Raw genomic sequence first — 22,682 nt, 5'->3', positions numbered from 1 at the left:
TGGACGCACCCGCGATCAACTCTTGGCCTGGACCTCTACCCGCCGATTGCTGCCCTGACCGGCCAGCCAGAACCAGAGCATCCCAACAGCCAGGGCTCAACTCGAAGTTCAGAGAAGCCTGCATCCGCTGCCCGATGCTCCAGGTCAACCCCAAGATGCTGCCCCGCCTCGCAGAGATTGAGAAGGACCTTCTCCTCCGCCGCAAGCGGGCCCAGGAAGAGCAGTGGCTCGGCGAGGTCGAGGGAATCGACTCAACCCTGACCTTCCTCCGCTCCAAGCAAGCAGAGGCAGCACGACTAGCCCAGAGAACAGTCGTCGACCTCGACGTCCCCCGCCCTCGATCCCGTCATCAGTGACCTCGGCGTCCCCCGCCCCGCCCCGCCCCGAGGAGATCAGTGATCCCCCCACGCCGGCTTCACCTCCCTATAGCGGGAGGTCCGTCCACGCTCTCAAGAGCATCCGTCCACCACAGCTGCGATGGCGTTCTGGTAGCGCTGAGGCTCACCCGAGGCTGCGTGCCCCGCTGGGCCAAAAGCTTCACTATGGGCGACGAGCCTGAAGATCAGTGCACGAATGAGCATCTGCTTCCATTCGGGATCGTCATGGCCGGTCACCAGGTCCAACGGAACGTCGAACCACAACAGCCCGTCCGCAATGATGATGGCCTCGGCGAACACGGCTGGACGCCAGTACGGCGAGAAGTCGATGACGGCGGGCTCTTCACCAGGAGCGAAGAGCAGGTTCCCGGTCAGATCGCCATGAATGATCTGCCCTCGTGGCTCAACCGGGCGCCTGAGCGCCAGCAGCTGAGCCAGTGGATCGGCAAGGTCAGGAAGAACCTCAACGGTCTGCTCGCCCCAGGCGACCCTGTCACCTACAGCCCAGGGATGAGTACGCCGGTCAAGGAACGCGGGGCGGGGAACCTCCTGCAATGCCGTGTGGAAGGCTCGGCTCGTAGTGAGCGCGGACGCCCAGCGCCCTTGGAGGCCGGTCTCGCCGGCCACAAGCTCTGCGGCAGCCCAGCCGTCGACTACACACCGTCCGTCCGTCGCGCGAAGCGGGCGCGGGACACGGAAGCCTGCTTGCCCGACGAGGCACTCGAAAAGACCCGCTGCCCACTCGACCTCTTCTGTCTCGGCCCGGCCCACCGGCTTGAACACGAAGCTGCCTGCGCGGACGCTGCGGCCCTCGCCTCCCGCCAAGGGGACGGCGACGTCCCTGACCCCGAAGGCATCGAGAACAGCAGCGGGCGGGAGATGAACCTCGTTTGTGGGGTCAGCCATATGCCGATCCTGCCGAAGCACCTGCACTCGAGGCATCCACATTTCCACCAGCTCTGGTTTCAGCCGGAAGCCCGCACCACCCATCAGGGTGAAGTGCAGAGAAGGAGCCTGCTGTGCAACGGCGTCCTTCTCTTCGAGGACACCGGCGAGCTGCTCCCCGACGGCCGGGTCATCGCCCCGCACCGGCCCGTCGCGGCCCTGGCCTGACGGCTGCCCGATCCGCCCGCCCCGACCGCTGAACCTTCGGCGTCTGGGTCGGGCGGTGACTGGGAGCCGGGCAGTCCGGACGCTCCGGCCCTCGGTCCGGTGTACGCGATGTGAGGAGATCACGTGACCCAGCAGCAGACGCAGGCCACGCGCCCAGACCACCTACACCAAGGGCGACATCGTCCTGTTCCGCGACTTCGAACGGTTCTGGCTCGGCAAGCCCGGCCACACCTTCGTCAGCCGCGTGGAACGATCCTGGCGGCACGCCGACACCGGCAAGGTCCTTCTACGACCTGGTCGAGCTGAGCGGCACCCGCCACCGCGCCGGGATCGACCCCGACTACATGCGTCTGCTCCCGGCGACGGACGCGATGCACGACATCGACACCGCGCTGCTCAGCGAGCCGGACACCGGGGCGATGACCCCGGCCGCCGTCGCCTGGCTGCGCCAGCACCTCGCGGAGAGCAGCACGCTGCCCGCCACGAGCTGACCACCTGCCCCTTGGCAGAACGACCCTCCGGGCCCCCGGCATTAGCGCTGCCGGGGCCCCGGAGGGCCTGGTCACGACCCTACCGACCGCCACTGATCCACGGTGCCCCTTCTGCACGGAGGCGCCCGGAAGAGAGGACACCCCCGTGGCCAACACCAAGACCGCCCGCCGCAGGCGCCAGCCCGCGGCGACCCCGAAGCCCCGCGGCGGGCGTGCCAAGGCGACGCCGGTGAGCGTTCCCGCTCAGCCCACCGCTCCCGAGCCCGAGACCGCCGCCCCGGCGGTGTACCCCGAGGCCGACCCGCACCTGGCCGACAGCGCCGACCGTGGCGCCGACCTCCGGGGGCTGGCCGCCGACGATGCCGCTCGGATGCTCGCCGACGGTCAGGCGCGCGCCGGTGAACTGCTGAACGCGGCCCGTACGGAGGCGACTGCGATCACCGAGGCCGCCACGACCGAGAAGGCTCGGATCCTAGCCGCCACGGCGGCCGCCGACCAGATCCGCACAGAGGCGGCGACCAGCGCGGCCGCCGACGCCGACCAGGTCCTGGCCGACGCCGAAGCGAAGGCGCAGCAGCTGCTCGCCGCCGCCCGCTCCGAGGCCCACGGCATCACGACGGCCGCGACGGGCAAGGCCGACCAGATCCTCGCCGACGCGCGCCTCCAGGCGCAGGATGTCGTCACCGAGGCGAAGGAGGCGGCCCGCGAAGTGCGGGCGGCCGCCGACCGGGACGCGGCCACGGTCCGCGCGGACGCCGACGCCCGGCGCACCGAACTGCTGGCCGACGCGGACCGCACCGCGACCGAGACCCGCGCCCGGGCCACCCGGGACGGCGACCAGGTCCTTCAGCGGGCCCGCGCGGACGCCGACCGGATGCGCGAGAGCGCGAACAACCACGCCGCGCAGGTAAGGGCCGGAGCTGAGAAGGTCGCGGCCGGCCTGCGCCAGGACGCCGACCGCGCCCTGGCCGACGCCCGAACTTCCGCTGAGGAGTTGCGGGCAGCCGCCGAAAAGGACGTCGTCCGGCTGCGTGAGCAAGCGGAGACGGACGCGACCACGGCCCGGGAGGCAGTGGCGAAGGCCGCCGCCGACCTGGCCGCCGCCGCGCAGGCCCGCGCCGAAGGCGAGCGGGTCCTCAACGAGGCGGCGCAGCGCACCGTTCAGCGGGCCCGGCGCCGACAGATCCGCGCCGAGGCCCGTGCCGCGCGCCGCAAGGCTCGCCACGACACCCGGCCCGCCGGCGGAGTCCCGCCGCTGTCTGGGCAGGAGCTGCTCGGAGCCGTCGCGATCGTGCTGGCCGCCGCAGCCGTCTCCACCCTCGGTCTGCTGTCCTCCTACACCGCGCTGGAGACCAAGGCGTCGGGGTGGGGCTGGGACTGGCCGTGGCTGCTGCCGGTCGGCATCGACGTCGCGATCCCGGCCTTCACCGGCGCCAACCTGTTCCTGATCCGCACGGGGATGGAACTGCGCTGGATCCGCTGGGTCCCCCGGGCGCTGACGGCGGTGACCGTCTACCTGAACTGGAACGCCTCATACTCCGCCTCGGGCCGCATCGGTCACGCCGCCCTCACCCTGCTGTGGGTGATCTTCTCGGAGATCGCCTCCCACGTGTACGCCACGAGGATCGGCGCGGTTACCGGCAAGGTGCGGATGGAGACGGTGCGCCGCAGCCGCTGGATCCTCGCCCCGATCCCCACCGCCCGGCTTCGCCGCCGGATGATCCTGTGGGAGATCACCTCCTACGAGGACGCGCTCACCCGGCTCCAGCAGGAGACCTGGCTGCGAGCGCAACTCCGTGAGGAGCATGGGCTGCTGTGGCGGTGGAAGGCTCCGCTGGAGCAGCGGATGACGCTCAAGCTCGGCAGCGCGCCCGCCACGCTCGCCGACACGCTCACCCTCGACGACGCTCACACCATCGAGCGCGTTGAGGAAACCGGCGACGCTCACGACGCTCACCCGGAGGTGAGCGCGCTCACCTCCGGCAACGGTGAGCGTGAGCGCCCGGCGCGCACCGCAGGCGCTCGCGACCGTGAGCGCGTCAGTGATGGCGACGACGCTCACCGAGCGGACAGCCCCCGCACGCGCAGTGAGCGGGACGCGCTTACCGAGCGCCGCCACGAACGCATCCGTCTCCTCTACACCGAGCTCGGGCGCCGCCCGCAGTGGACCGAGATCCGCGACGCGCTCACCAAGGCGGGCCTGTCCGATGACCCGGTCTCCCGCCCGACCGCGCAGCGCCTGCGTGATCAGGTCGAAGCGAGCGCCCCGGTGAGCGCCAAGGCGAGCGCCTGAGCGTGCGCCCCCTCGCACAGCACCTGCCGCTCATGGTCGCCACCGGCCCGAGCCCACGCGTGAGCGTGAGAGCGGACCAGTGACGGCTACGGCCAGCTGGCCGATCGTCCGATCCCGCCCCCCACGCGCGAGGACGACGGCTTCGTCAACGTCTCGCGCGAACGTAGAGAGCTCTCGGTCAACCAGCCCCGCGCAGTGCGCCTGCTGTCCGAAGCCGGCCTGCTGCGCTCCCAGGACGCGGACAAGTCCTGACCTGATCCGCCGTCCGGCACACACCAGTGAGGGCCAGCCCGCGGCAATCGGGCTGGCCCTCGCTGCGACTGCCGGAAGCAGTCAACAGCCCCCCGAGTACAGCAGATCCGACCCCCACGGAGGACCCCCGTGAGCACCGAAGACGAGACCTTCTTCGACGACCCGAACGCGGCGCTGCGCGAGATCGCGCAGAATCCCGCCGCCTACGCGCACTACCTCCGGGACTTCTACCGGGTCGTGCTGGACATGCAGGCCAAGCTGGAGATCCTTCAGCGCGAGACCCGCGTGCACTGCCGCGGGACCCGCGTGGAGGGCGACAAGTTCGGCCAGGCTTTCCTTCGCTCCTTCCCGGTGGAAAAGTCCCTGAACGACGTCATCAAGAACCTCAAGAGCGTCACTTCGGGACTGGAAAGGAGCGCCCATAAGCGCCACGCCCACGATGAGAAGGTGAAGGAAGTCAAAAAGCAGCGAAAGGAAAAGGCGCAGCTCAAGGAGCAGAAGAACAATCCGCAACTTCAGGCATCCCCGGAAAACTCCGGGCAACAAGATGCACAGAGTCCGAATATGGGCTGTGGTGGCCCGACGTCGATTTACAACCTGGACCGCAGGGAGTCGGCGTGAATGCAGGTCGCCCGCTCACGAGAGCTGAGCGGAAGAAATATAACCGTGCAGAACATGAGCGGAAAATCAAACAGGATTTGATTGCGCAGCACGGCAACGACCTCGGCACTTTCTATTACTGGCTCCGGGTCATGAATATCCGGGGCACCCAGGCATACCGCGACGGGAACACGCAGTTCATCCGTGACGTCGCGCGCGCCCTGGAGAACGTCCACCGCACCCGCTCCGGCTAGCTCTCCGCGTCCCACACGAAGGGCCGCCCCTGTTCCCGGGGGCGGCCCTCCGGCGGTCCCAACGCGTGCCGCGCGTGCCGCGTGCCACGCGTGCCGCGCACGCGCGTACGCGAGGCCGGTGCCGACTGTCAAGCCCAGGAGGAGGAGTCGCGTGTCCGACGACACCGACAGCAACGTGGTCCAGCTCCCCGCTCGGGGCAGCGATTCCGGAGGAATGCCGGACGCTCCCGACGGCGGGGATCTCTTTTATTCCGAACCGGCCGGCAGCGGTGCAGGCGCAGGCGTCCCTCCGGAGTCCCCGGAGGAGACGACCATGGAACTCCCGACTATTCGCGGGCCGATTTCCCCGGAAACGGCTTTGCGGGAAACGGGAATGCCGAGCGCTCGGGATTCGAGTGACGAAGAATCCGGGGAAGGCGAATACGTTCAGCCTCGTTCTCTCGCCGATCGGCTCGGCGACTGGCTGGAATTTCGCCTGGAAGTGGCGCGGGACCGGCATACTGGGGAAGCGTCGTTCCGTGAGGCGGAAATAGCGCGCAAGGCCGCGCTTTTGGAGGCCCGCACCGCCCAGGAAACCGCGATGATCGAGCAGAACAGCAAGCTCCGCACCGCGCTGATGAAGGCGAAAGCCGACAAGGCGGCGGCGCGTGGCAAGGCCGACGCGGCTCGGTCCTCCGGCTCCGGCATGGGCGCCGACAAGGGCCGCTCGAAGGCCGGCGGCGGGGGCGGCTCTCGCGGAGGCGGCGGCAACTCCGGCGGCTCAGGCCGGGGCGGGGGCCGGGGCTCGGGAACGAACGGGTCCGGCGGAGGGTCGGGGCGCGGTTCCGGGGGTGGCAACTCCCCCAAGGGCACCGGGAAGGGCTCTGATCGCTCCGCTGGCGGCCGTGGGGGCGGCTCGAAGGGCAATGAGTCGTCCGGGGGCTCCAAAGGCCGCCGGAACGGCTCTGGAGGCTCCGGTGCGGGCAAGTCCGGTTCGGGCAAGGGCAGTTCGGGCAGCTCCGGGTCGGGCAAGGGCGGTTCGAAGGGGGACGGCGGCAGGACGCAGAACTCGCCTGCCTCCAGCCCCCAGGCCGAACGGGCCCGCGGCCGCCAGGAGCGCGCCGCAGCCCGCCAGGCCGCCCGGCACCAGCGGCGCAGCGCCGACCAGGCCGCCAACCTCGCCGAGCGCAGCAAGGACCGCGACCAAGACCGCGCCAACCGGCAGGCGGAGCGGGAGGAACGCCGCAAGGCGAACGCGGAGCGGAAGGCCGCCAGGAAGGCGAAGCGGGAGGCCGCCAAGGCCGCTGACGCTCGCACCACACTCGGCGCGGCTGCGGCGGAGGAAGCGCGGCGCCGCTGGGACAAGCGCCGCGCAGCGGAGAAGGACAAGGCCGCGAAGGGCGGCAAGGACTCCGAGGCCACCACCAAGAAGATGCCCAAGGACGGCCCTGAGTCGTCCTCAGACGGCCCGGACGAGGGCAAGAAGAGCGACGAGAAGCCATCTGGCGGCTCCGGTGACAAGGAACCGAAGGACGGCACCGGGACGGACGACGGCCCCAAGCCCAACGACGTCAAGGACCCGCCGGGCATGGACGACAGCGGTGACGGCCGCTCCTTCAAGGAGCGGCTCAAGGACTTCTTCGCCAAGCCCGAGGGCACCACCCCGCCCGAGGCGGAGGAGCCGTCCAGCAGAGCGACGCCGGAGGACCTCGGGGTCACGGTCGACAGTCCCGGCCGCTCAAGCCGCCCTCCGAAGACCGAATCGGCTGAGGAGGACATCCCGGACGCGGTCATCGTCGACGACCCCTCCGACCCCTTCGGGGCCACCGTCTCGAGTCCGGCGAGTCTGCCCCGGGCCCCGGAGCCCCACACCCAGCGTCCCGGCACCACCCGACCCACTTCACAGGAGGACCCCGTGGCATCGGAGGTCAACAAGCCCACGTCGGACCAGACCGGCATGGCGGCCAAGCACCGTACCGACATCACTTTCGGCGAGTACCTGATGGAGATCGTGAACATCGCGATCGCCGCCGCACTCGACAAGGACCGCGCACAGGATCTGGCCGTCGCGCTCGGCAAGGTCGCCGACGCCCTGCGAGACATGGCGGCCGACCTGGTCGGTGACCACAACATCGCCACCGTGGTCGTCGACCAGATCACGGACCTGGCCGATGCCGCGACCCGCATGAAGCAGCTGGCCGAACGGTGCGCCACCGAGTGCGAGATCGCCTCGGAGGCCGCTCGGATCGCCGCGATGTCCGTGGGCCGCGTCTACGGCGAGGACATCCAGGCCATGGACGCCGCAGGCCTGACCCACGCCTCAGCTGCCGCCCACCACGACTAGGAAAGGGAGTTCGCCGTGAGCGACCTCGCGCCCACCACCGGCGGCGGCGCTGCCGCCCAGACCGACGGCGACAACCGCTACAAGGCCGTCCAGCAGAAGCTCAAGACGCTGGGCACGGCCATGGACCTGGCCAGCAACGAACTCGAAGCGCTGCTGCGCGGGATGCGCATGAACGCCCAGCGCGCGGAGGGCCTGGCCGTCGACATCGCCAACGCCGAACTGGACCGCAAATTCATCGAGATGACCAACCAGGTGGCCGTCGCCCTAAGCGGCGCCGCCGTCGAAGTGCGCAAGCTCCACGACACGGCCCAGGAGGTGTCCGGCCTGGCCCACGACACGCGGCGCACGCACGCGCGGCTGTACGAGGGCCTGGACACCATCCGCTCCGGCCGCAACGAGCGCACCCCCAAGCCGGGCTTCCTCGCCCACTGCCCCCCCGAAGTCCCTGATGGGCGGGCCGCCACCGACGGCGGGCCGCCCATCGTCACTCCCGAAGGAGAAACCCGTGTCCGTGCCACGCAGCGTCGCACTGGAGCGCACCCTCTACACCCTGGCAGCCCCGGTCCTCGCTGCGGCCCCGAACATTGCCCCCGACAGTCCCGTCAACACGGTCGTGCAGCTGGCGGGCGCCGTCGGTATCGGCGGCTCGGTCCTGGCCGCCAAGAGCGATGAGCCCGGCGCGGGACGCAAGATCCTGCGCTGGTCCCCGCTGGTCCTGGCGGCCGCCGTCGACGTTGCCGCACGGCACACGCCCGGCTGGGGCCCGTGGTGCGTGGACGCCCTGCTCGCCATCGGGTGGGCGGCGGTCGGCGCGATCGTGCTGCCGTTTTCCCGGCACACCCGCCGGGGTCACCGGCCCGCCCTCGCTGCCCCGGCTGCCGCGCCGCAGCTGCAGCCCACCGCGCCCGAGGCTTCGCCGGCGCAGCCGGACGACGGTGCCGATGCGTTCACCCGCCAGGTCCGCTGGCTGTGGGAAAACCGCGGCCTCCCGGGCCGCACCATCGTCGTCAAGGCCACCCCGCACGACGGCATGCCCAACGACCTGTCCCTGCTGCTGCGCGCTTCCGAGGCCGGACGGCCGATCTCCGGACTCACCGAGGAGGACGTCGCCGCCGCGTTCGGTGTCGACGTGACGGATGTCCACATCAAGGAGGTGGCCCGGCAGTACGGGCGCGAGGGCGGCCCCGCCTGGAAGGAGGTCGACGTCACCCCCGACGCCAACGAGCGGCGCCGCAAGGCCCCCACCGCCCACGAGTGGTGGGCCGACCGGATCGGCGCCGTCGGCGGCCCGGTGCCCGGCTCGGAGTTCGTCAAGGAAGTCCGCGACCACGCCCGCCGGGTCACCCACTACATCGCCCAGGTCCCCGACGAGGCGGGCGAGCCGCGCGTCAACAAGCACACCCTGGCGGCCGCGCTGAAGACCAAGTACGACGAAGGCCGGATGTTCGTCACCGTCGACGGCAGCCAGGTCCTGGTCTCCCTGTGGGACACCTCGCCGCTCGCGCAGGTCTTCCCCGCAACGAGAGAGCTGCTCACCCCGGACAAGGACGGCCGGTGGGTGACCGGCTACCTCGGAAACGGTCAGCCCGCCCGCAACCGCGTCTACACCGACCGGGGCGCAGCGCACGGTCTGTTCGTCGCCCCCTCTGGCGGCGGCAAGACGCAGCTGATGGGCCTGCACGTCGCGGCCGACGCCCTGTTCGGCGCCGTGGTCATGCTGACCACGGAAGCCCCGGATGAGAAGACGGCCGCGCTAGGCAGGCACACCGCCCGCTATGGCGTCGGCGCGCTCTACATGATCCGGCTCCTGCGGGTCCTGGTCGCGCTCATGGAGATCCGCGGCAAGATGCCGTGGGAAGACGGCGAGGTCCACGAGTGGGACCCGACCCGACCGGGCTGCCCGTATCGGATGCTGTCCGCCTACCTCGATGAGTTCCTCTCCGCCGCCCGCAACGGCGACTACGGCGCGGAGATCATGGACCTCGCGGAGCTGGTGTCGGTCAAGGGCCGCAAGTACGCGGTCGGCATCAAGGTGGCCGGCCAGTCCATCTACGTCCAGGACGGGTTCACGCAGCTGCTGTGCGAGAACCTGCGCGAGAACTGCATCCCGGTCGTGCTCAAGGTCGCGCCGAAGAAGGTCGGCGACATGTTCAAGGCCCTGGGCATCGCGCCCGAGCACGTCCCCGACCCGCTTCCCCGCTCTTTCTCCCCGGCTGAGGCAGGCCGGATCGAGCGCGTGATGCGCGGCGAGCCCGAGCCGCCGGCCGACTCCAACACCGGCGGCGCGGGCTGGATTGTGGAAGGCACGCAGCCAGACGTCCTGCGCACGCTGTTCATGGACTTCAAGGCCGGCATCGACGACTACTTCCCCGACACCGTCGCCACCCTGACCGACTACGAGATCCGCGAGCTCGAAGCCCGGGGCCTGTGGTTCGACTGGACCGAGCCGCCCCGGCCCGGTGAGTTCGGCCCCGAGCCCGACGACGAGGACGGCGATGACGACGCCCCGACGAAGGACGGCGGCAAGCGCGGTGGCGGTGGGAAGTCCGGAGTGCGCCGGGACGCGGTGACCTCGCCCCGCCAGGCGCTGGAGGCCATCAAGAACCTTTCCGGCGTCTGACCCACCCCGCACCCCCCAACAGGGCCCGGCCACACCGGCTGGGCCCTGCTCACACCTGGAAGGACACACCGCCCCGTGGCCATATCGATCTCCGCCGTCGTCCTGCTCAGCATCGTTGTCTTCGTCCTGATCCGGGGCGGCTCCGTCCGCATGTCGCACGCCGTGGCCCGCGCCCTGCTCGGCTTCCTCCTCGCCTCCACCGGCGCCGCCCCCGCCATCAACGACACGATCAGCACCGTGACCGGCGTGATCGGCAGCATCTGAAACCGCCCCGGCCGCCGGCGTCAAAGGCCGCCACGCCCCGCCGCGCCTTCGACGCCCCAGGGAGCCCCGATGCCCCAGACCCACCCCGCCATAGACCAGCCCACCCCGACCAGCCAGTGCGCCTCCGTCGCCGTGCCGCCGGTGGAACTGTCCCTCGAGGAGCGCCTGGCGTTCATCAACGCACGGATGACCCTGCGGCTGGACGAAGCGGCCGTCGAATACGAGGTCAATACCGCGCACATCGACACCGAGCCCATGGACCTGGCAGACGTCGTCACCGTCCCCATCGATACCGGGCCCGCACTGCTGTCCGAGCTATACCCGACCCCGGTCGCCGCTCTGCTGCAGCGCGCTCACCACCGGCTGCTCACCGGCGGCTGGTGCAAGGACGTCCTGGCCGACGAGGACGGCGCCCGCTGCATGCTCGGAGCCATCCGAGCCGAGGCCGGCGGCGACCGCAGCCTGGAAGCCGACGCGACCACCGTGCTCCTGGACGCAATTCGCCGGAAGTTCGGCGACGACGTCGAATCCGTGCCGTCCTTCAACGACGCCCACGGCACTGGCCGGATCCCTATCCGCATGGTCAACCAGGCCGCCCACCTCGCCGACGCCCGCGGCCTCTAAGCCCCGCCCCGGACCACCTGCCTCGCACCCGAACCGCATCCGGTCGGGTGCGGGGTAGGCCGTCCGGCCTGCGCACCACCCACCACCCGCCGACACCAGCCCAACGTCGGCGGGGCGCAGCCCTGACACCGACGACTGGAGGAGATCGCACGTGCTCATTCCCCGCCCGCGCCACCGGATCGGCCGCACCCCGCCCGCCGCACCCCGGCCCCCGCTACCCGCACCGCCCCCACCGGCTGCCCGGCGCCTGGAGTGCCTGATGGACAACCTGGACGAAGACAACTTGGTCCACGTCGACCTGTACGACGACGGAACCTTCCCCGAGTGTCTGTAAGCACTTGTTTTGGCTCCAGTGCACGGAGTTGTTTTGGCCCCACTGGCGGGTCGCAGGGGGCGTGTGGCGGTGTGATTCACGCCCCGGTAGCAGGGTGATGTGGCCCCACTTCGGACATCAAGGGCCTGAGGATGTTGGTGGATTGCTCGGGTTGCAAATCTTGATCGTCCTGGGGTTGCGGCCGGTTCGTCGGCGCCGCCAGGATCGGCTTCATGATCAAGGGTGTGATGTTCGACTTCTCCGGGACCCTCTTCCGGATCGAATCGGCCGCGCAGTGGCTGCGCGCGGTGGCAACGAATGCCGGTCTGGACGTGCCCGAGGGTGAACTCGATGCGTGCGTCAGCCGGCTGGAAGAGTTCGGGGCTCAGCCCGGAGGGGTTCCTCCGCGCCGAGTGCCGCCCCATCTGGAGGCACTGTGGCGGGAGCGCGATCTGACCGCCGAACGACACCGGGCTGCCTTCACGGCCCTCATTAGGGAGGCGAAGCTGCCTGCGGCTGACCTGGCCGAGGCCCTGTATGAACGTTCCCAAGTGTCCGGGGCATGGCTGCCTTATCCCGACACCGAGGAAACCCTCCGCGCCCTGCGCGGGCGAGGCATCCCGGTCGCTGTCGTCAGCAACATCGGCTGGGACATGCGCCGTGTCTTCCGCGACCACGGTGTCGATGACCTTGTGGACGCCTACTTCCTCTCCTTCGAGTGCGGGGTGAAGAAGCCCGATCCCCGGATCTTCCAGATGGCGTGCGACAAGCTCGCAGTGGCGCCCGGCGATGCACTCATGGTGGGAGACGAGTCTGTTGCGGACGTCGGCGCTGCCACGCTGGGGTGCCGGGTCCACCTAGTCGATCCATTGCCCGTTGACCAGCGTCCCGGCGCGCTGGTCGAGGTGCTCCAGCTCCTCTGACGTGCCCGACCGGGGCGAGTTTCAGCGCGATGTTGAGGGCCCGGCGACCGAACGGCCGTCCAGTCCTCGGCCTCGATACCGCGCAAACGTACCCGCTTACCAGTCCGGAACGGAGTCATCCCCTATCCGATCACGCCGCAAGATGCGATACACAGGCCCTCCTGACCCGGGGGCCTGAACTGTCTCTTCATACCGGTGGAGCCAGATCGACTTGGTACGTCAGTGGAGCCCCGAAACGCTGGTGCGCTGGTGCCCAAAGAAGTGCTTACAAACACCCGAGTACGGCAACAACCAGGCCCCCGGCGCCGTCGCCGTGCGCGCCGCAGTAGCAGGAAGGGACCAGTCCCCGCAGGAGGGCTCGCCACCCGCCGCCAGTTGCGGGCGCTGGGCCTGAGCCCGGGTGGTCACGATCCCGTCGCCCGGCTCATATGCCGGGGAGGGCAACGGTGGGCGTGGCTATACCGCGTCGACCTTGCGGCTCCCAAACGGACACCCACCCTCGCTCAGGAGATGGCACTGGACCGGGCGATGGCGGCGAGGCAAACATGCCCCGAATGCCGGAGGCGGTACTACGCGTGCCTCCCGCTGCGCACCCAAGGCCGGTGCGACGCGTGCGAAAGGGGCTTCGAGCCCAGCCCCGACACCGTCATGATCCCGGCACCGGCTGTACACCGGCTGGTCGCCTGACCAGGCAGTGCCCCAGACACCCGCAGCTGATTGACCCGCCCGTGCCGCAGCTTTGACGGGCGGGAGGCGAGCAGAACCAGAACCCCCGAGCCACCCAACGCCCAAGGCAAAACCCGTGACAGCCTCATTCGCCGTTCCACCCACCGCAGGTACGAGCAGGCGTTGGAAACCGCGCGGTGTGTCCCCGGCCTGGAAGGCAAGCTCACCGGAGCGCCGCTGGGACCGCCCGCAGCATGTCCTCCGGCGCCTACCGGTCTGCGACCGCTGGCCGGACGAACCGCCGTTCTGAACGATTCCCGCCCCGGCCTGCGCGCCGGGGCGGGAATCGCTGGGCAGCCCGCGCATCGGCAAGAGGGCAGGCCGCCCACTCCCAATCACTCTCCAGAGATCAGGGAAACACGCCCATGACTACCACGGTCTGCGACACCGACAAGAACCTGGACGCCGCATGCGCCTCAGTCGCAGGCGAGATTATTGGAGTATGCGCGGGTTCCCACCGGCTGTTGGTGAGCATCACCACGGCACAGCCCGGTTGCCCCGCTGACCGTCCAATCAGTCCCAGTCGGACGGCGGCTGCTTGACCCTGCCGCCTGTATGCGGCAACTGCACGTAGCCCTCGGCGCCGGAGGGCAGGTCGGAAACGCAAGCTGCTGAGCAGGCATTGACCAGGAGAGGCAGGACATCGGTGGCCACCCGCAGCGAGATCCACACTTGGTGGAGCCCACCCTGTTCGATCGGCCGATCGCAGACACTGCACCGACGGATGATCGTGGTACCCCAGCGCCGGGCATCAAGCGCTGTCAGGTCGAGATCAGCAACGGCGACTCGCGGGGGCTGTAGTCGAGGGAAAGGAGGACGGAGCTTGTAGTTCCCGAACAGGGCGCGGGTGCTCACCGTGCTCCTGACCAGCTGCGAGCATCTGGTGATCTCGTAGGGGAACCAGTGCAGCCGGTACGAGGTGTAGGGGGTGAGCTCCTCCAGGCTGGTCATTGCACCGATCTCGGGCGGTATTCGGACCAGGTTGCTGCCGTAGAGCACGAAGTGCTTGACCGCCGTCAGTTTGGCGATGCTCGGCGGCAGGGTGATGACCTGCCGGCGCTCCTCGGTGCTGAGTTCGACCAGAGGTCGGAACTCCTCCCGCCGGTCCTCTGCGGCCTCGTCGATCAACTCCAGCAGACGTTGCCACCCAGCGGCCGAGGTGTCCTGGCGCTCGGCGTGGAAACCGACACGGGCACGCGGATGCGGCTTGGCCTGGTCGAAGCACGCGCACTCATCCCGATAGGAAGCGCGTCCTACAGATGCCGGGTCCGACGTGTCGCCCCAACGGTTCACAAAGAGCCTCAGTTCTCCCGCATCCACCATGTGGCCAAGATACGGATCTTCATCTGGCCGGCCCAGTGCTTAATGGGCAGTGGAACCCGCTCCCCGAGCCGCCTCCAACGGTGGGCAGGCGGCAGGGTTCGTCGTCACACCAGTCCCGGAATCCGCGAACCCGCGTGTTTCCGGCCGTACGAACGGCAAGGCTTCCGTACTGCTCGCCTTCAACGGAGCGGTCCTCGCCGGCCTGGCATCCATCGCCGACAAGCACCTGCCACCCATGACCAAGGCTCTCGGGGCGCTCGCGCTCCTGGCCCTGGGCGCCGCGGCCGTGTTGCTGCTCCTGGTCGTCCGGCCCCGCCTGCGCGGCAACGACCAGCCGTCCTTCCCGCACTGGGCGCGCCTGGACGAAGACGAAATCCGGGCGTGCATGGACGGCGACACCCGAGCCGCCCCCATCCGGGTCCTGTCCGTCCTCGCGGTGGCCAAGTTCACCCAGCTGCGACGCGCGGTCGACCTGTCACTGGTCGCCTTGGCCCTGCTCGTGCTGGCCGGCTCCGGCCTCGCGCTGTGACGGCGGCAGCGGTGACCCGCACCCGCCTGGAGCGCGTCCGCACCTCGGCCGGCATCGCCGCCCTGGCCCTCCAGCAGATCCAAGACGACCTCACCGCCGATGACATCGACAAGGGGGAGCTCGCCGGGATCCTGCGCGAACTGTCCGAGGACACCGACCCACCCGGCGGCCTCATGGCATCCCTGGCACCGCTGCTCACCGTCGCCGCCAAGCGAGCCGGGCAGATCGAACCAGACCGCGACGGCGACGCTTCCTGCCCGCTGCACGAGGCCGCCGCCCTCATCACCGACAACGCCGGGATGCGCCTGATCTGGGCGGCCCGCGCTCTTGACCCGCAAGGAGATCTCGTATGACCTCGCCGATGCCGCTGTACCCGCAGCTGCCGGAACGCTGCCTCGTGATCCTCATCGGCGCGTCCGGCGCCGGCAAGTCGACGCTGGCAGGCACGTGGCCCGCCTCGCAGGTCCTGTCCCTGGACGCCCTGCGTGAAGCGGTGAGCGACGACCCGGGCGATCAGGCCTCGACTGCCGACGCGGTCGACGCCCTGCACCTGCTCCTGGAGCGCCGGATGACGCGGCGCCTGTTCACCGTGGTCGACGCCACGAACGTCACCAGGTCGGCCCGCGAACCGCTGGTCGCCGCTGCCAAACGGCACAACGTGCCTGCCATCGCAGTCGTGGTCTCCACCCCGGCCTCCGTGTGCATCGAGCGGCAGCAGTCCAGGCCCGCTAACCGGAGCGTGCCCGAGGACACGGTCACCGCCCAGCACCAGGCCATGGTCCACTCCCACCCGAACCTGCGCAGCGAGGGCTTCAACGACGTCGTCTTCTCCGACAGCCTGTACCGGCTGGAGCCCCTCCTGCAGCAGATCAGCAACACCCGGATCAGGGAGCTTGGACAGGGCGGCGACGACGGCCTGGGCGACCTGATCGTGCCGCGCCGGTTCTTCGGCCCCGAACTCATGCCGCTGTGGCGGTGGAAGGACGGCTCCACCCTCGCGGGGGACGACCGCGTCGCCGAGATCCGCATCGGCCAGCAGTACCTCACCCTCGCCCTGCGCACGGACATCGACGGCGAAGGCAGTCTCGGCTTCGAGGTCCTGCTGCCCTGCCCCTTCAACGACGAATGCGAGGGCGAGGCGTGGGCGCCGGCCTACGCGGTCACCGACTTGTGCAGCGCGCTCACCGGCGACCGCGACCAGGATCCGGACATCGTCTGCACCGTCCACGGCAGCTTCGACGACGTCGACCAAGAGGCCGAGGACCACGACCTGGACGACGGCCCTGAGGGCCGCGCCGATCTGGAGGCGCAATACGCCGATGCGGTCCGCGGATGACCCGGGCTGCCCCCGGCCCACACCCGCTCACTCCGGCCGCCCTGCCGGACGGAGCTGACTGGTGGCACGGCTGCCCTCACTGCCACCTCCCGATCCAGGGCAGAGTTGCCGGTCTCGCCGCACACCGCAGCACCGTCCACTCCCGCTCCGGCGATGTCCTCTCGGAGGAAGCACCGCAGAATCCCACCCCGACCGACTTCATCTACCTGGTCGAACGCGTCCGTGACGTCCTGGCCACCGCCAGCGTCGGCTGCCTGCAGCAGGCCAGCGAGAACCTGGACTCCGCCGTCACCTATCTCACCGACGCTCTGACCAGCCCGCCCAGCGACCAGCGCTCGCTCCTGGCATGGGCGCGCACGCACCTGCGCGACGCCATCGAGGCGACCCGCTGACCCGTGTATTGAGCGCACTCTATGCCGCCCCGACCCCGCACCCGCCGGGGCCAGGGCGCTCGCAGTATCCCCTCAACCACGAGCAGACGAAGGGAGATGGACGTCATGCACCTGCGCATCTACGAGGTAGACGTCCCAATGCACGACACCCACCACCCGGCCCGGCGTGGCCTGCACGTCTTCACCGGCGTCGCCGACTCCCCCGCTGCAGCCCTGCGCCGCGCGCACGAGGTGTACGACGCCGCGCTCGCTGCGCACATGGCCGGACTCGAGATCCCCGGCAAGCAGCCGGACAGCTGGGCAGCGCGCGGGCTTCGGCCCGGCTGGGAGATGGAGTGGCCCGCCGCGAAGGCCGGCCTCTGGCACAACCCCGTCAGCTGGAGCTGCCGCAGCGACTTCGCGCTGTAGCTCCGCCCCGGGACAGGCGCCACGGCGGACAACCAGCCGCCTGTCCCGGGCCTACCCAACCCGTACGAGACGAGAGGGAGAGATCCCAGTATGGACTCCGTCCTGCGCACACAGGCCCGAATTGGGCAGCGCGCGCTCTTACTGACCACCGCCGCCGTGCCGTTGGCCGGCTGGGTCGTGCACGCCATCGCGCTGCACAAGCAGCTCGCTGCGACCCGCCGCGACCCGCTCACCGCGCTCCTGCGCCGCGACGCCTACATCGCCCGGGCCCGACAGATCCTGCGCCGCCACGGCGACAGCGTGGCCGTGGTCATGGTCGACGCAGACCACTTCAAGCGGATCAACGACACGTTCGGGCACCAGGGCGGTGACGCCGTCCTCGCCGCGTTCGGCGCCCGGCTCACCGCCTGGGCGGGCCCGCGCGCCGCCCTTGGCAGGCTCGGGGGTGATGAGTTCGCCGTCGTCCTGGAGCTGCCCGCCGACCGTCGCACACACCGACTGGAGCAGTTAGTCCGCATGCTGCACACCCCGGTCGTCCTAGACGACGGCCGCACCGTCGACGTCGCCGCCTCGGTCGGTGCCGCGACCCCGGAGGTGACCGGCTCCCGCGACCTGACCGTGCTGCAGCGGGCCGCCGACGCCGCTCTCTACGACGGCAAGCACTCCGGCCGCGCGACCCTCGCCACCGAGCAGCACGTCACGGTGCCGTCCATCAACGGCCGCCGCGCCGGGCGCCCGGGCACCGCCGTATGGGGGGCGAGCCGCATGACCATCACCCTGCCCGAGCGCGACTGGATCCGCGGCATCACGATCCGCCAGCCCTGGGCCACCTGCATCCTCGCGGGGAAGAACCCGGAGAACCGCCCCAAGCCATGGTCCTGGCGCGGCTGGCTCCTGATCCACGCTGGGCAGAGGCTGGAGCGTCCCGCCCTACGCGACCCGCTGGTAGCCACCGCGATCCGCGGCCGCGAGCTGCACCTCGGTGCAGTCATCGGCGTCGCCCGGCTCATCGACTGCCACCTGGACCAGGGACCCGAGCAGTGCACCAGCCCCTGGGCACAGCGCGACGCACAGCACCTGGTCCTCGCCGACGTCCACGAACTGCCGCTGCCCGTGCCCGCCACGGGCGCACTCCCGGCCTGGAAGCCGACGCCGGACTTGGTGGCGCAGGTGTTCCAGCAGCTGCCCGACGTCCGGCGGTGACCCGGCCGCGAGGCAAGAAGCCGCTGTTCGAGCCGGGCATGATCCCGGCTCCCGGCGCCCTCCTCGAATGGCGCGACAGCCAGCACTTCGACCGCTGGCAGAACCGCCCCTGCGCGCTGTGCGACAAGCCCACGCCGATGCGCTCCCACTAGGGGGAGCCCGTTCACAAGGCGTGTGCTGAGGACTGGATCGCCGCAAACCCGGTTGAGGCCCGCCTCGGCCGGTTCGCCTCCGACATCCAGCCCAAAAGCCGGCGCGACGACGACCACGCCTGACCCCTCCAGATGGAGGCCCCCTTGAGCAGCACCAACCGCGACGTCGACCACGCCCTCGCCTACCCCGAGCCGCCCGCTCATCCGCTGTGGCACCGCCACAGCGCGAAGGCCCGGCCGCTCACCGAAGCCCAACAGCGGCGCAACCGCGAGCTGCTGGACATCGCCCAGCGCACCACCCGACCCCGCTCCCCTCGCACCACCAAGCCCCTGGCGGAGGCCAGCTAATGGACACCAAGCACTGCGCCGTCGACGGCTGGGTCGACGCCATCCCCGCTCCCGGCCCGCGCGGCACCGCCACGTTCGACCTGATCGTCCGCCCGGCCGACGCGGACACCGTCGCCCCGGACGCACCCGACACGGTCGTGGCCTGCACCAGCGAAAATCCCCGAATCACCCACGAGCTGCTGAACGGCATACAGCCCGGCGACCTACTGCGCGTCACCGGCACCCTGGTCCAGTCGCAGGCGCCCGGGGAGAGTGCCCGGCTCACCGTCGACGCCCTGGAGGTCCTGGAGGCCGCGCTCATCCCGGTCCTTCGCGACATGGTGATGGACCGATACGGCGACTACTGCGTCATCTTCGACGGCGACCGCGACCAAGTCCCCGTCTTCACCTCGCTCGGACAGTGGGTCGGCCTGGCGGACAACCCCGACGCCATCGCCACCTTGATCGACATTCACGAGCGTGTGAACGGCGGTGATGCGTAATGGCCGCCACCACCCCGCAGGCCCGCACCGTCCTGGAGCAGTTCCCCGCCGGAGGCCCCCGCGACTCCTGGCCAGCCGGAAAGTACACGACCGCCCAGCGTACCCAGGGCGCCAGCGCGCAGGTCGTGATGGACCTGCGTACCAACCAGTTCCTCGTGGTCACCGGCACCATCGCCCAGTAGCACCACTCCTGGAGCACCGCGCCCCGCTCTTCCCGGCCGGGCGCGGCGCTCCGCTGGCCGGGCCAGCGGTGTACGGGGAGAGTCATCGCGGTTCACCTCCGCGAGACGACGACATTCGAGCCATTTCCGTGCTGCGGGCATATGCCATAGTCAAGGGCCAGCGAATCGGGCAGCCGACGACCGTGCTCCAGGAGCCCTGGCCGCGTACTTGTCTGACAGCACTGCCTGTCATCCCTTCGGACGGATCTACTCCACCGCCTTCGCGCCTGATCAGGTGGATCCTCTGGTTCCCGGCAGGATGGCCGGCATGGGCCACTGGGTGTACGTCTTCTCGGGTTGCCCCGACTCGGGGGATTACCAGCAGATCGCGGATGATGAGGAGCCGGACCACGTGGTGCTGCGTGAACGCCTGGGCGGCCCTTGCATCGTGGACGGGTTCGTGCGTGAGAGCATCGACGACCTGATGATGGTGGCCCGCTTCCGGTGGGTGGCCAGCGGAGACCCGTCCGTGGTGGCGGCGACAGTGCTGCACGCCTCCGGCCTTGCACCCACACGCGATGGACAGTCCAGCCAGTGAGTGCGGGCAGCAGCCCGACCACTAGCCTCGCGCTTTCATGAAGCGGGCTGTCCGGCCGGTCCTCACCATGCACCGGATGACGGTTCCCGCTTGGTAGTTGAGCGTTTTTCCGATGGCTCCCGCGGCTCGTGCCGCGGTGTCGCGGGGCATTACGATCGCGGGCATGGCGAGGCGGGGCACGGATGGGGGAGCGGCGGCCGGGTCTGCCGCTGTGTGGAGCGCGGATGTGGTGGATCACCGGCGCGTGGTGGGGCCGCTGGCGTACGACGTGTTCTGGGTCCCGCGAGATCCGTTGGCGCGTCGGGGTGAGTTGCGCATCGAGGGCGAGGTCGGATCGGTGAGGTGCGTCGACTCCGCCGGTCGTACCCGATGGACACATCACTGTGACGGGAGGCCCAACGCCGCTCATGTGTCCGGCGATCGGGTGCTGGTCACCACGGACTCCATGGAGTACACGGCCTGGGGCATGCTCGGCCCGGCGCTGCTTCTCGATCTCGCGGACGGGCGGCTGGTCGCGGAGTTGCGCGGGCAGAGCGCGGCCGCGCGGGGCGGCGGCCGATTCGTACTCGGGCTCGAGGGCTACGAGTTCTTCGACACGTGGGAGTACGACCGCGACGGCAACGAGACCGATGCCTGGCGTTCCTACGGCCACTATGTCGTGGGCACGGGTCTGCGTGTCGTAGAGGGCGACCGTAGGGTGCCGACCAGCGGCCGGGTCGTCCGGCTGCTGCCCGGCGGTGTCGTGGAGCGTGGCCCGCACCTGTCCGGCGGGACGCCGCCCGAGCCGCTGGTCCTGCGCGACGGCACGATTCTCGTCCTGGACGGCGGAGCGGTCCGCGCGGTGGGCCGTAGGCTCGACAGCACCGTCCTCGTCGAACTCGGGGGTGCCGCGGCGGACACGCGGCCTGGGATGTTCCGGGCGTTGCGGTGGGACGGCGACCGGGTCGCCGCGTTCGTGGCCGAGCAGCACGCGGACGATCCCACGCGCTACACGCTGGACACCTGGACTCTCGCCCTGCGCCACCGCGCCTGAGCCGTACAACGGGCCGAGCGCTTCATGCCCGCTATGAGGCCGGCAACCACGCTTACGCCGAAGTGGCCTACCGATTCGGGGGTCACGCTCTCCTGCCGTCGGGGAACGAGGCGAGGGCCGTGGCCGCGCTCTGGTCCGGCCATCCTCTCGTCATCATGCGGAGTCTCACCGGGAATTGAGCAACAGAGTCGCCCTGCCCCGCCTCGCTCCTTCCGACACACCCGAATCCTACGATCCAACAGACCTCAGAAACCAAGGAGTTATTAATCGGCAGCTCCCTGGTCCACCACCGCCGGTATGGGCCTCTGGCCCATACCGGCGGCTTCGGGCCGACAGCGAGAGCGACAGAGCCCTGCATTCGAGTCAGGGTGCGAGCGGCACAGTGGCCATTCATTTTCCGTCCGGAATGCTGTCCCAAACTTTCTGCGCCTCGTCCCGCAAGCCACGCGAGTCATAATAGTGATAGAGAGTGTACATCGCCTCTACGTGCCCTGCATCAGCACTTCCACGAAGAAGACGCTCACCTTCCCCCAAGTCGCCCTTTTTGATGAGCGCGACCCCTAGAAGATGCTTGGCTTCCAGACTTCCCTGTTCACAGGCTCTACGCAGCCAATGTTCGGCCTCGTGTGCGTCCTCCGGCGTGCGGGCCGCTATTGTCGCAATGTTCAACATTGCCTCCACATCACCCGAAGCGGCGCTGGCACGCCATTCGGTGATCTTCTCGGGGGTCTCTCCCCTGCGCAAGCGCACCGGCAATCCCTCCTTACTGTTCATTAATGGTCTCGTGATCCACGACGAGCGTCGCGGATCACGAGACCATTGTTGCTCATCGGTTTACCAGAGACTCATTCCCCCTCCTCGAAGCCCAGGGCGAATCCCCCGGCCTCCGCCCAAGCCTCACCTTCCATGCCCTGCATCTCGGCCTGGGCCTGACTATCTGCGGTCCACTCTTCTATCGCAGTCTGCACCTCAGCCTGCTCGGCGGCTTTGGTCGCAGATGCCAGATCGGCGTAACCGAGCTCTCCGGTGTCATAGCGCTTGAATGGCCCTACCGTCGCTATGCGGACCCTGCTGTTGCCACCGGCAGCGAACTCCACTTCGTTCAGGTTCTGCCGATTATCGGCATTGACGAAAACCTCGTCGGCTTGATGTTCGAGCTTCTCATTGATCTCGGCCTGCATACTCGGGACACTCGAGCCGCGCTCCGGGGTGTACAGGTCAACGGATGTCACCTTGACCAGTTCACCTTTCACCCAAATCAGGCGAAGGTAATCCGAGGTGGGATCCGGTCGAGGATTTCGCGGCGCAGGGTGCCCACGGCTCTTTCGCAGATCGCGTTCGCTCTCGGTGCCCGGGGTGGGCTGACACGGCAGCTGTAGTTCCGGCGTCTTCCCTGATCAGGAGCTCGCGGGGGCCGAGTGGGGGTATGGGTACGGCCACCGCGATCATGAACGTTTGTGACGACGTATCAAGAGACGGTGGCCGCGGAAGCCACGATAGCCCAGGCAGTCTGGGGCCGGGTGTTCGGGGCGGCGATGGGCGTG

Annotated in this window: 28 protein-coding genes and 1 pseudogene; 25 read left to right on the top strand and 4 right to left on the bottom strand. The window is 69.6% G+C overall.

Features of this window, described 5'->3' with window-relative positions:
- Positions 1–449: 449 nt before the first annotated feature.
- A complete protein-coding gene (locus ACIBJF_RS44815) occupies positions 450–1,283 on the bottom strand; it encodes a phosphotransferase (protein ID WP_399183116.1) in 834 nt (277 codons plus the stop codon).
- Between ACIBJF_RS44815 and ACIBJF_RS44810 the strand changes: the two genes are divergently transcribed.
- The 12 genes from ACIBJF_RS44810 (at position 1,257) to ACIBJF_RS44755 (ending at position 13,134) form a co-directional block, all read left to right on the top strand.
- Positions 1,257–1,490: a DUF5999 family protein gene (locus ACIBJF_RS44810; RefSeq protein ID WP_399183115.1), complete on the top strand. Its 234-nt coding sequence runs from the start codon at positions 1,257–1,259 to the stop codon at positions 1,488–1,490. The genes ACIBJF_RS44815 and ACIBJF_RS44810 overlap by 27 nt on opposite strands.
- A 344-nt stretch (positions 1,491–1,834) precedes the next feature.
- Entirely contained in the window at positions 1,835–1,981 is a 147-nt protein-coding gene (locus ACIBJF_RS44805) for a hypothetical protein (protein ID WP_399183114.1), read from the top strand.
- 145 nt (positions 1,982–2,126) lie between these two features.
- Positions 2,127–4,274: a DUF2637 domain-containing protein gene (locus tag ACIBJF_RS44800; RefSeq protein WP_399183112.1), complete on the top strand. Its 2,148-nt coding sequence runs from the start codon at positions 2,127–2,129 to the stop codon at positions 4,272–4,274.
- A 381-nt stretch (positions 4,275–4,655) separates the two neighbouring features.
- On the top strand, positions 4,656–5,147 hold the full coding sequence (locus ACIBJF_RS44795) for a hypothetical protein (RefSeq protein WP_399183110.1): 492 nt from the start codon (positions 4,656–4,658) through the stop codon (positions 5,145–5,147).
- On the top strand, positions 5,144–5,380 hold the full coding sequence (locus ACIBJF_RS44790) for a hypothetical protein (RefSeq protein WP_399183109.1): 237 nt from the start codon (positions 5,144–5,146) through the stop codon (positions 5,378–5,380). The genes ACIBJF_RS44795 and ACIBJF_RS44790 overlap by 4 nt, the downstream gene beginning before the upstream one ends.
- Positions 5,381–5,960: 580 nt before the next feature.
- Positions 5,961–7,703 carry an ATP/GTP-binding protein gene (locus ACIBJF_RS44785; RefSeq protein WP_399183107.1) on the top strand — a complete coding sequence of 581 codons (1,743 nt, stop codon included), beginning with the start codon at positions 5,961–5,963 and terminating at the stop codon, positions 7,701–7,703.
- Between the two features lie 505 nt (positions 7,704–8,208).
- On the top strand, positions 8,209–10,323 hold the full coding sequence (locus tag ACIBJF_RS44780; protein WP_399183105.1) for a chromosome segregation protein ParM: 2,115 nt from the start codon (positions 8,209–8,211) through the stop codon (positions 10,321–10,323).
- 75 nt (positions 10,324–10,398) lie between these two features.
- Entirely contained in the window at positions 10,399–10,587 is a 189-nt protein-coding gene (locus tag ACIBJF_RS44775; RefSeq protein ID WP_399183103.1) for a hypothetical protein, read from the top strand.
- Between the two features lie 69 nt (positions 10,588–10,656).
- Positions 10,657–11,211, top strand: coding sequence for a hypothetical protein (locus ACIBJF_RS44770; RefSeq protein WP_399183101.1), 555 nt, complete (start codon positions 10,657–10,659; stop codon positions 11,209–11,211).
- Positions 11,212–11,362: 151 nt separating this feature from the next.
- Positions 11,363–11,545, top strand: a complete 183-nt coding sequence (locus tag ACIBJF_RS44765) for a hypothetical protein (RefSeq protein WP_399183099.1) — start codon at positions 11,363–11,365, stop codon at positions 11,543–11,545.
- A gap of 212 nt (positions 11,546–11,757) precedes the next feature.
- Positions 11,758–12,447, top strand: coding sequence for an HAD family hydrolase (locus ACIBJF_RS44760; protein WP_399183097.1), 690 nt, complete (start codon positions 11,758–11,760; stop codon positions 12,445–12,447).
- Positions 12,448–12,642: 195 nt separating this feature from the next.
- Positions 12,643–13,134, top strand: a complete 492-nt coding sequence (locus ACIBJF_RS44755; protein WP_399183095.1) for an RRQRL motif-containing zinc-binding protein — start codon at positions 12,643–12,645, stop codon at positions 13,132–13,134.
- 552 nt (positions 13,135–13,686) lie between these two features.
- On the opposite strand, the gene ACIBJF_RS44750 is transcribed toward ACIBJF_RS44755, so the two are convergent.
- Positions 13,687–14,496: a leucine-rich repeat domain-containing protein gene (locus ACIBJF_RS44750; protein WP_399183093.1), complete on the bottom strand. Its 810-nt coding sequence runs from the start codon at positions 14,494–14,496 to the stop codon at positions 13,687–13,689.
- Between the two features lie 49 nt (positions 14,497–14,545).
- Here ACIBJF_RS44750 and ACIBJF_RS44745 point away from each other — a divergent pair, with 49 nt between their 5' ends.
- The 13 genes and pseudogenes from ACIBJF_RS44745 (at position 14,546) to ACIBJF_RS44685 (ending at position 21,138) form a co-directional block, all read left to right on the top strand.
- Positions 14,546–15,025, top strand: coding sequence for a Pycsar system effector family protein (locus ACIBJF_RS44745; protein WP_399183091.1), 480 nt, complete (start codon positions 14,546–14,548; stop codon positions 15,023–15,025).
- A gap of 11 nt (positions 15,026–15,036) precedes the next feature.
- On the top strand, positions 15,037–15,378 hold the full coding sequence (locus tag ACIBJF_RS44740; RefSeq protein WP_399183089.1) for a hypothetical protein: 342 nt from the start codon (positions 15,037–15,039) through the stop codon (positions 15,376–15,378).
- Positions 15,375–16,361, top strand: a complete 987-nt coding sequence (locus ACIBJF_RS44735) for an AAA family ATPase (protein ID WP_399183087.1) — start codon at positions 15,375–15,377, stop codon at positions 16,359–16,361. The genes ACIBJF_RS44740 and ACIBJF_RS44735 overlap by 4 nt, the downstream gene beginning before the upstream one ends.
- Positions 16,358–16,753, top strand: coding sequence for a hypothetical protein (locus ACIBJF_RS44730; RefSeq protein WP_399183085.1), 396 nt, complete (start codon positions 16,358–16,360; stop codon positions 16,751–16,753). The genes ACIBJF_RS44735 and ACIBJF_RS44730 overlap by 4 nt, the downstream gene beginning before the upstream one ends.
- Positions 16,754–16,858: 105 nt before the next feature.
- A complete protein-coding gene (locus ACIBJF_RS44725; RefSeq protein ID WP_399183121.1) occupies positions 16,859–17,161 on the top strand; it encodes a hypothetical protein in 303 nt (100 codons plus the stop codon).
- Positions 17,162–17,251: 90 nt separating this feature from the next.
- Positions 17,252–17,917, top strand: a pseudogene (locus tag ACIBJF_RS44720) (GGDEF domain-containing protein); the annotation flags it as partial.
- Between the two features lie 9 nt (positions 17,918–17,926).
- Positions 17,927–18,364: a hypothetical protein gene (locus tag ACIBJF_RS44715; protein WP_399183119.1), complete on the top strand. Its 438-nt coding sequence runs from the start codon at positions 17,927–17,929 to the stop codon at positions 18,362–18,364.
- Complete coding sequence (locus ACIBJF_RS44710; protein ID WP_399183083.1) at positions 18,361–18,516, top strand: hypothetical protein; 156 nt, start codon at positions 18,361–18,363, stop codon at positions 18,514–18,516. Before ACIBJF_RS44715 ends, ACIBJF_RS44710 begins: the two co-directional genes overlap by 4 nt.
- Positions 18,517–18,660: 144 nt before the next feature.
- A complete protein-coding gene (locus ACIBJF_RS44705; protein WP_399183081.1) occupies positions 18,661–18,864 on the top strand; it encodes a hypothetical protein in 204 nt (67 codons plus the stop codon).
- Positions 18,864–19,346: a hypothetical protein gene (locus tag ACIBJF_RS44700; RefSeq protein WP_399183079.1), complete on the top strand. Its 483-nt coding sequence runs from the start codon at positions 18,864–18,866 to the stop codon at positions 19,344–19,346. Before ACIBJF_RS44705 ends, ACIBJF_RS44700 begins: the two co-directional genes overlap by 1 nt.
- Positions 19,346–19,528 (top strand): hypothetical protein, encoded by a 183-nt coding sequence (locus ACIBJF_RS44695; RefSeq protein ID WP_399183078.1) that lies wholly within the window; start codon positions 19,346–19,348, stop codon positions 19,526–19,528. Before ACIBJF_RS44700 ends, ACIBJF_RS44695 begins: the two co-directional genes overlap by 1 nt.
- Before the next feature lie 307 nt (positions 19,529–19,835).
- Positions 19,836–20,105, top strand: coding sequence for a hypothetical protein (locus ACIBJF_RS44690; RefSeq protein WP_399183077.1), 270 nt, complete (start codon positions 19,836–19,838; stop codon positions 20,103–20,105).
- 409 nt (positions 20,106–20,514) lie between these two features.
- Positions 20,515–21,138, top strand: coding sequence for a hypothetical protein (locus tag ACIBJF_RS44685; protein ID WP_399183075.1), 624 nt, complete (start codon positions 20,515–20,517; stop codon positions 21,136–21,138).
- A gap of 390 nt (positions 21,139–21,528) precedes the next feature.
- Here the strand turns inward: ACIBJF_RS44685 and ACIBJF_RS44680 are convergent, their stop codons facing one another.
- Together ACIBJF_RS44680 and ACIBJF_RS44675 are read right to left on the bottom strand one after the other, a co-directional pair.
- On the bottom strand, positions 21,529–21,912 hold the full coding sequence (locus ACIBJF_RS44680; protein WP_399183073.1) for a tetratricopeptide repeat protein: 384 nt from the start codon (positions 21,910–21,912) through the stop codon (positions 21,529–21,531).
- A 71-nt stretch (positions 21,913–21,983) separates the two neighbouring features.
- Positions 21,984–22,391, bottom strand: a complete 408-nt coding sequence (locus ACIBJF_RS44675) for a hypothetical protein (RefSeq protein WP_399183071.1) — start codon at positions 22,389–22,391, stop codon at positions 21,984–21,986.
- Between the last annotated feature and the right edge of the window lie 291 nt (positions 22,392–22,682).

It is taken from the genome of Streptomyces sp. NPDC050743 (assembly GCF_044456925.1).
GTDB lineage: Bacteria > Actinomycetota > Actinomycetes > Streptomycetales > Streptomycetaceae > Streptomyces.
Note: the sequence above shows the minus strand (reverse complement) of the source record. Positions and strands in the feature narration are given on the sequence as shown.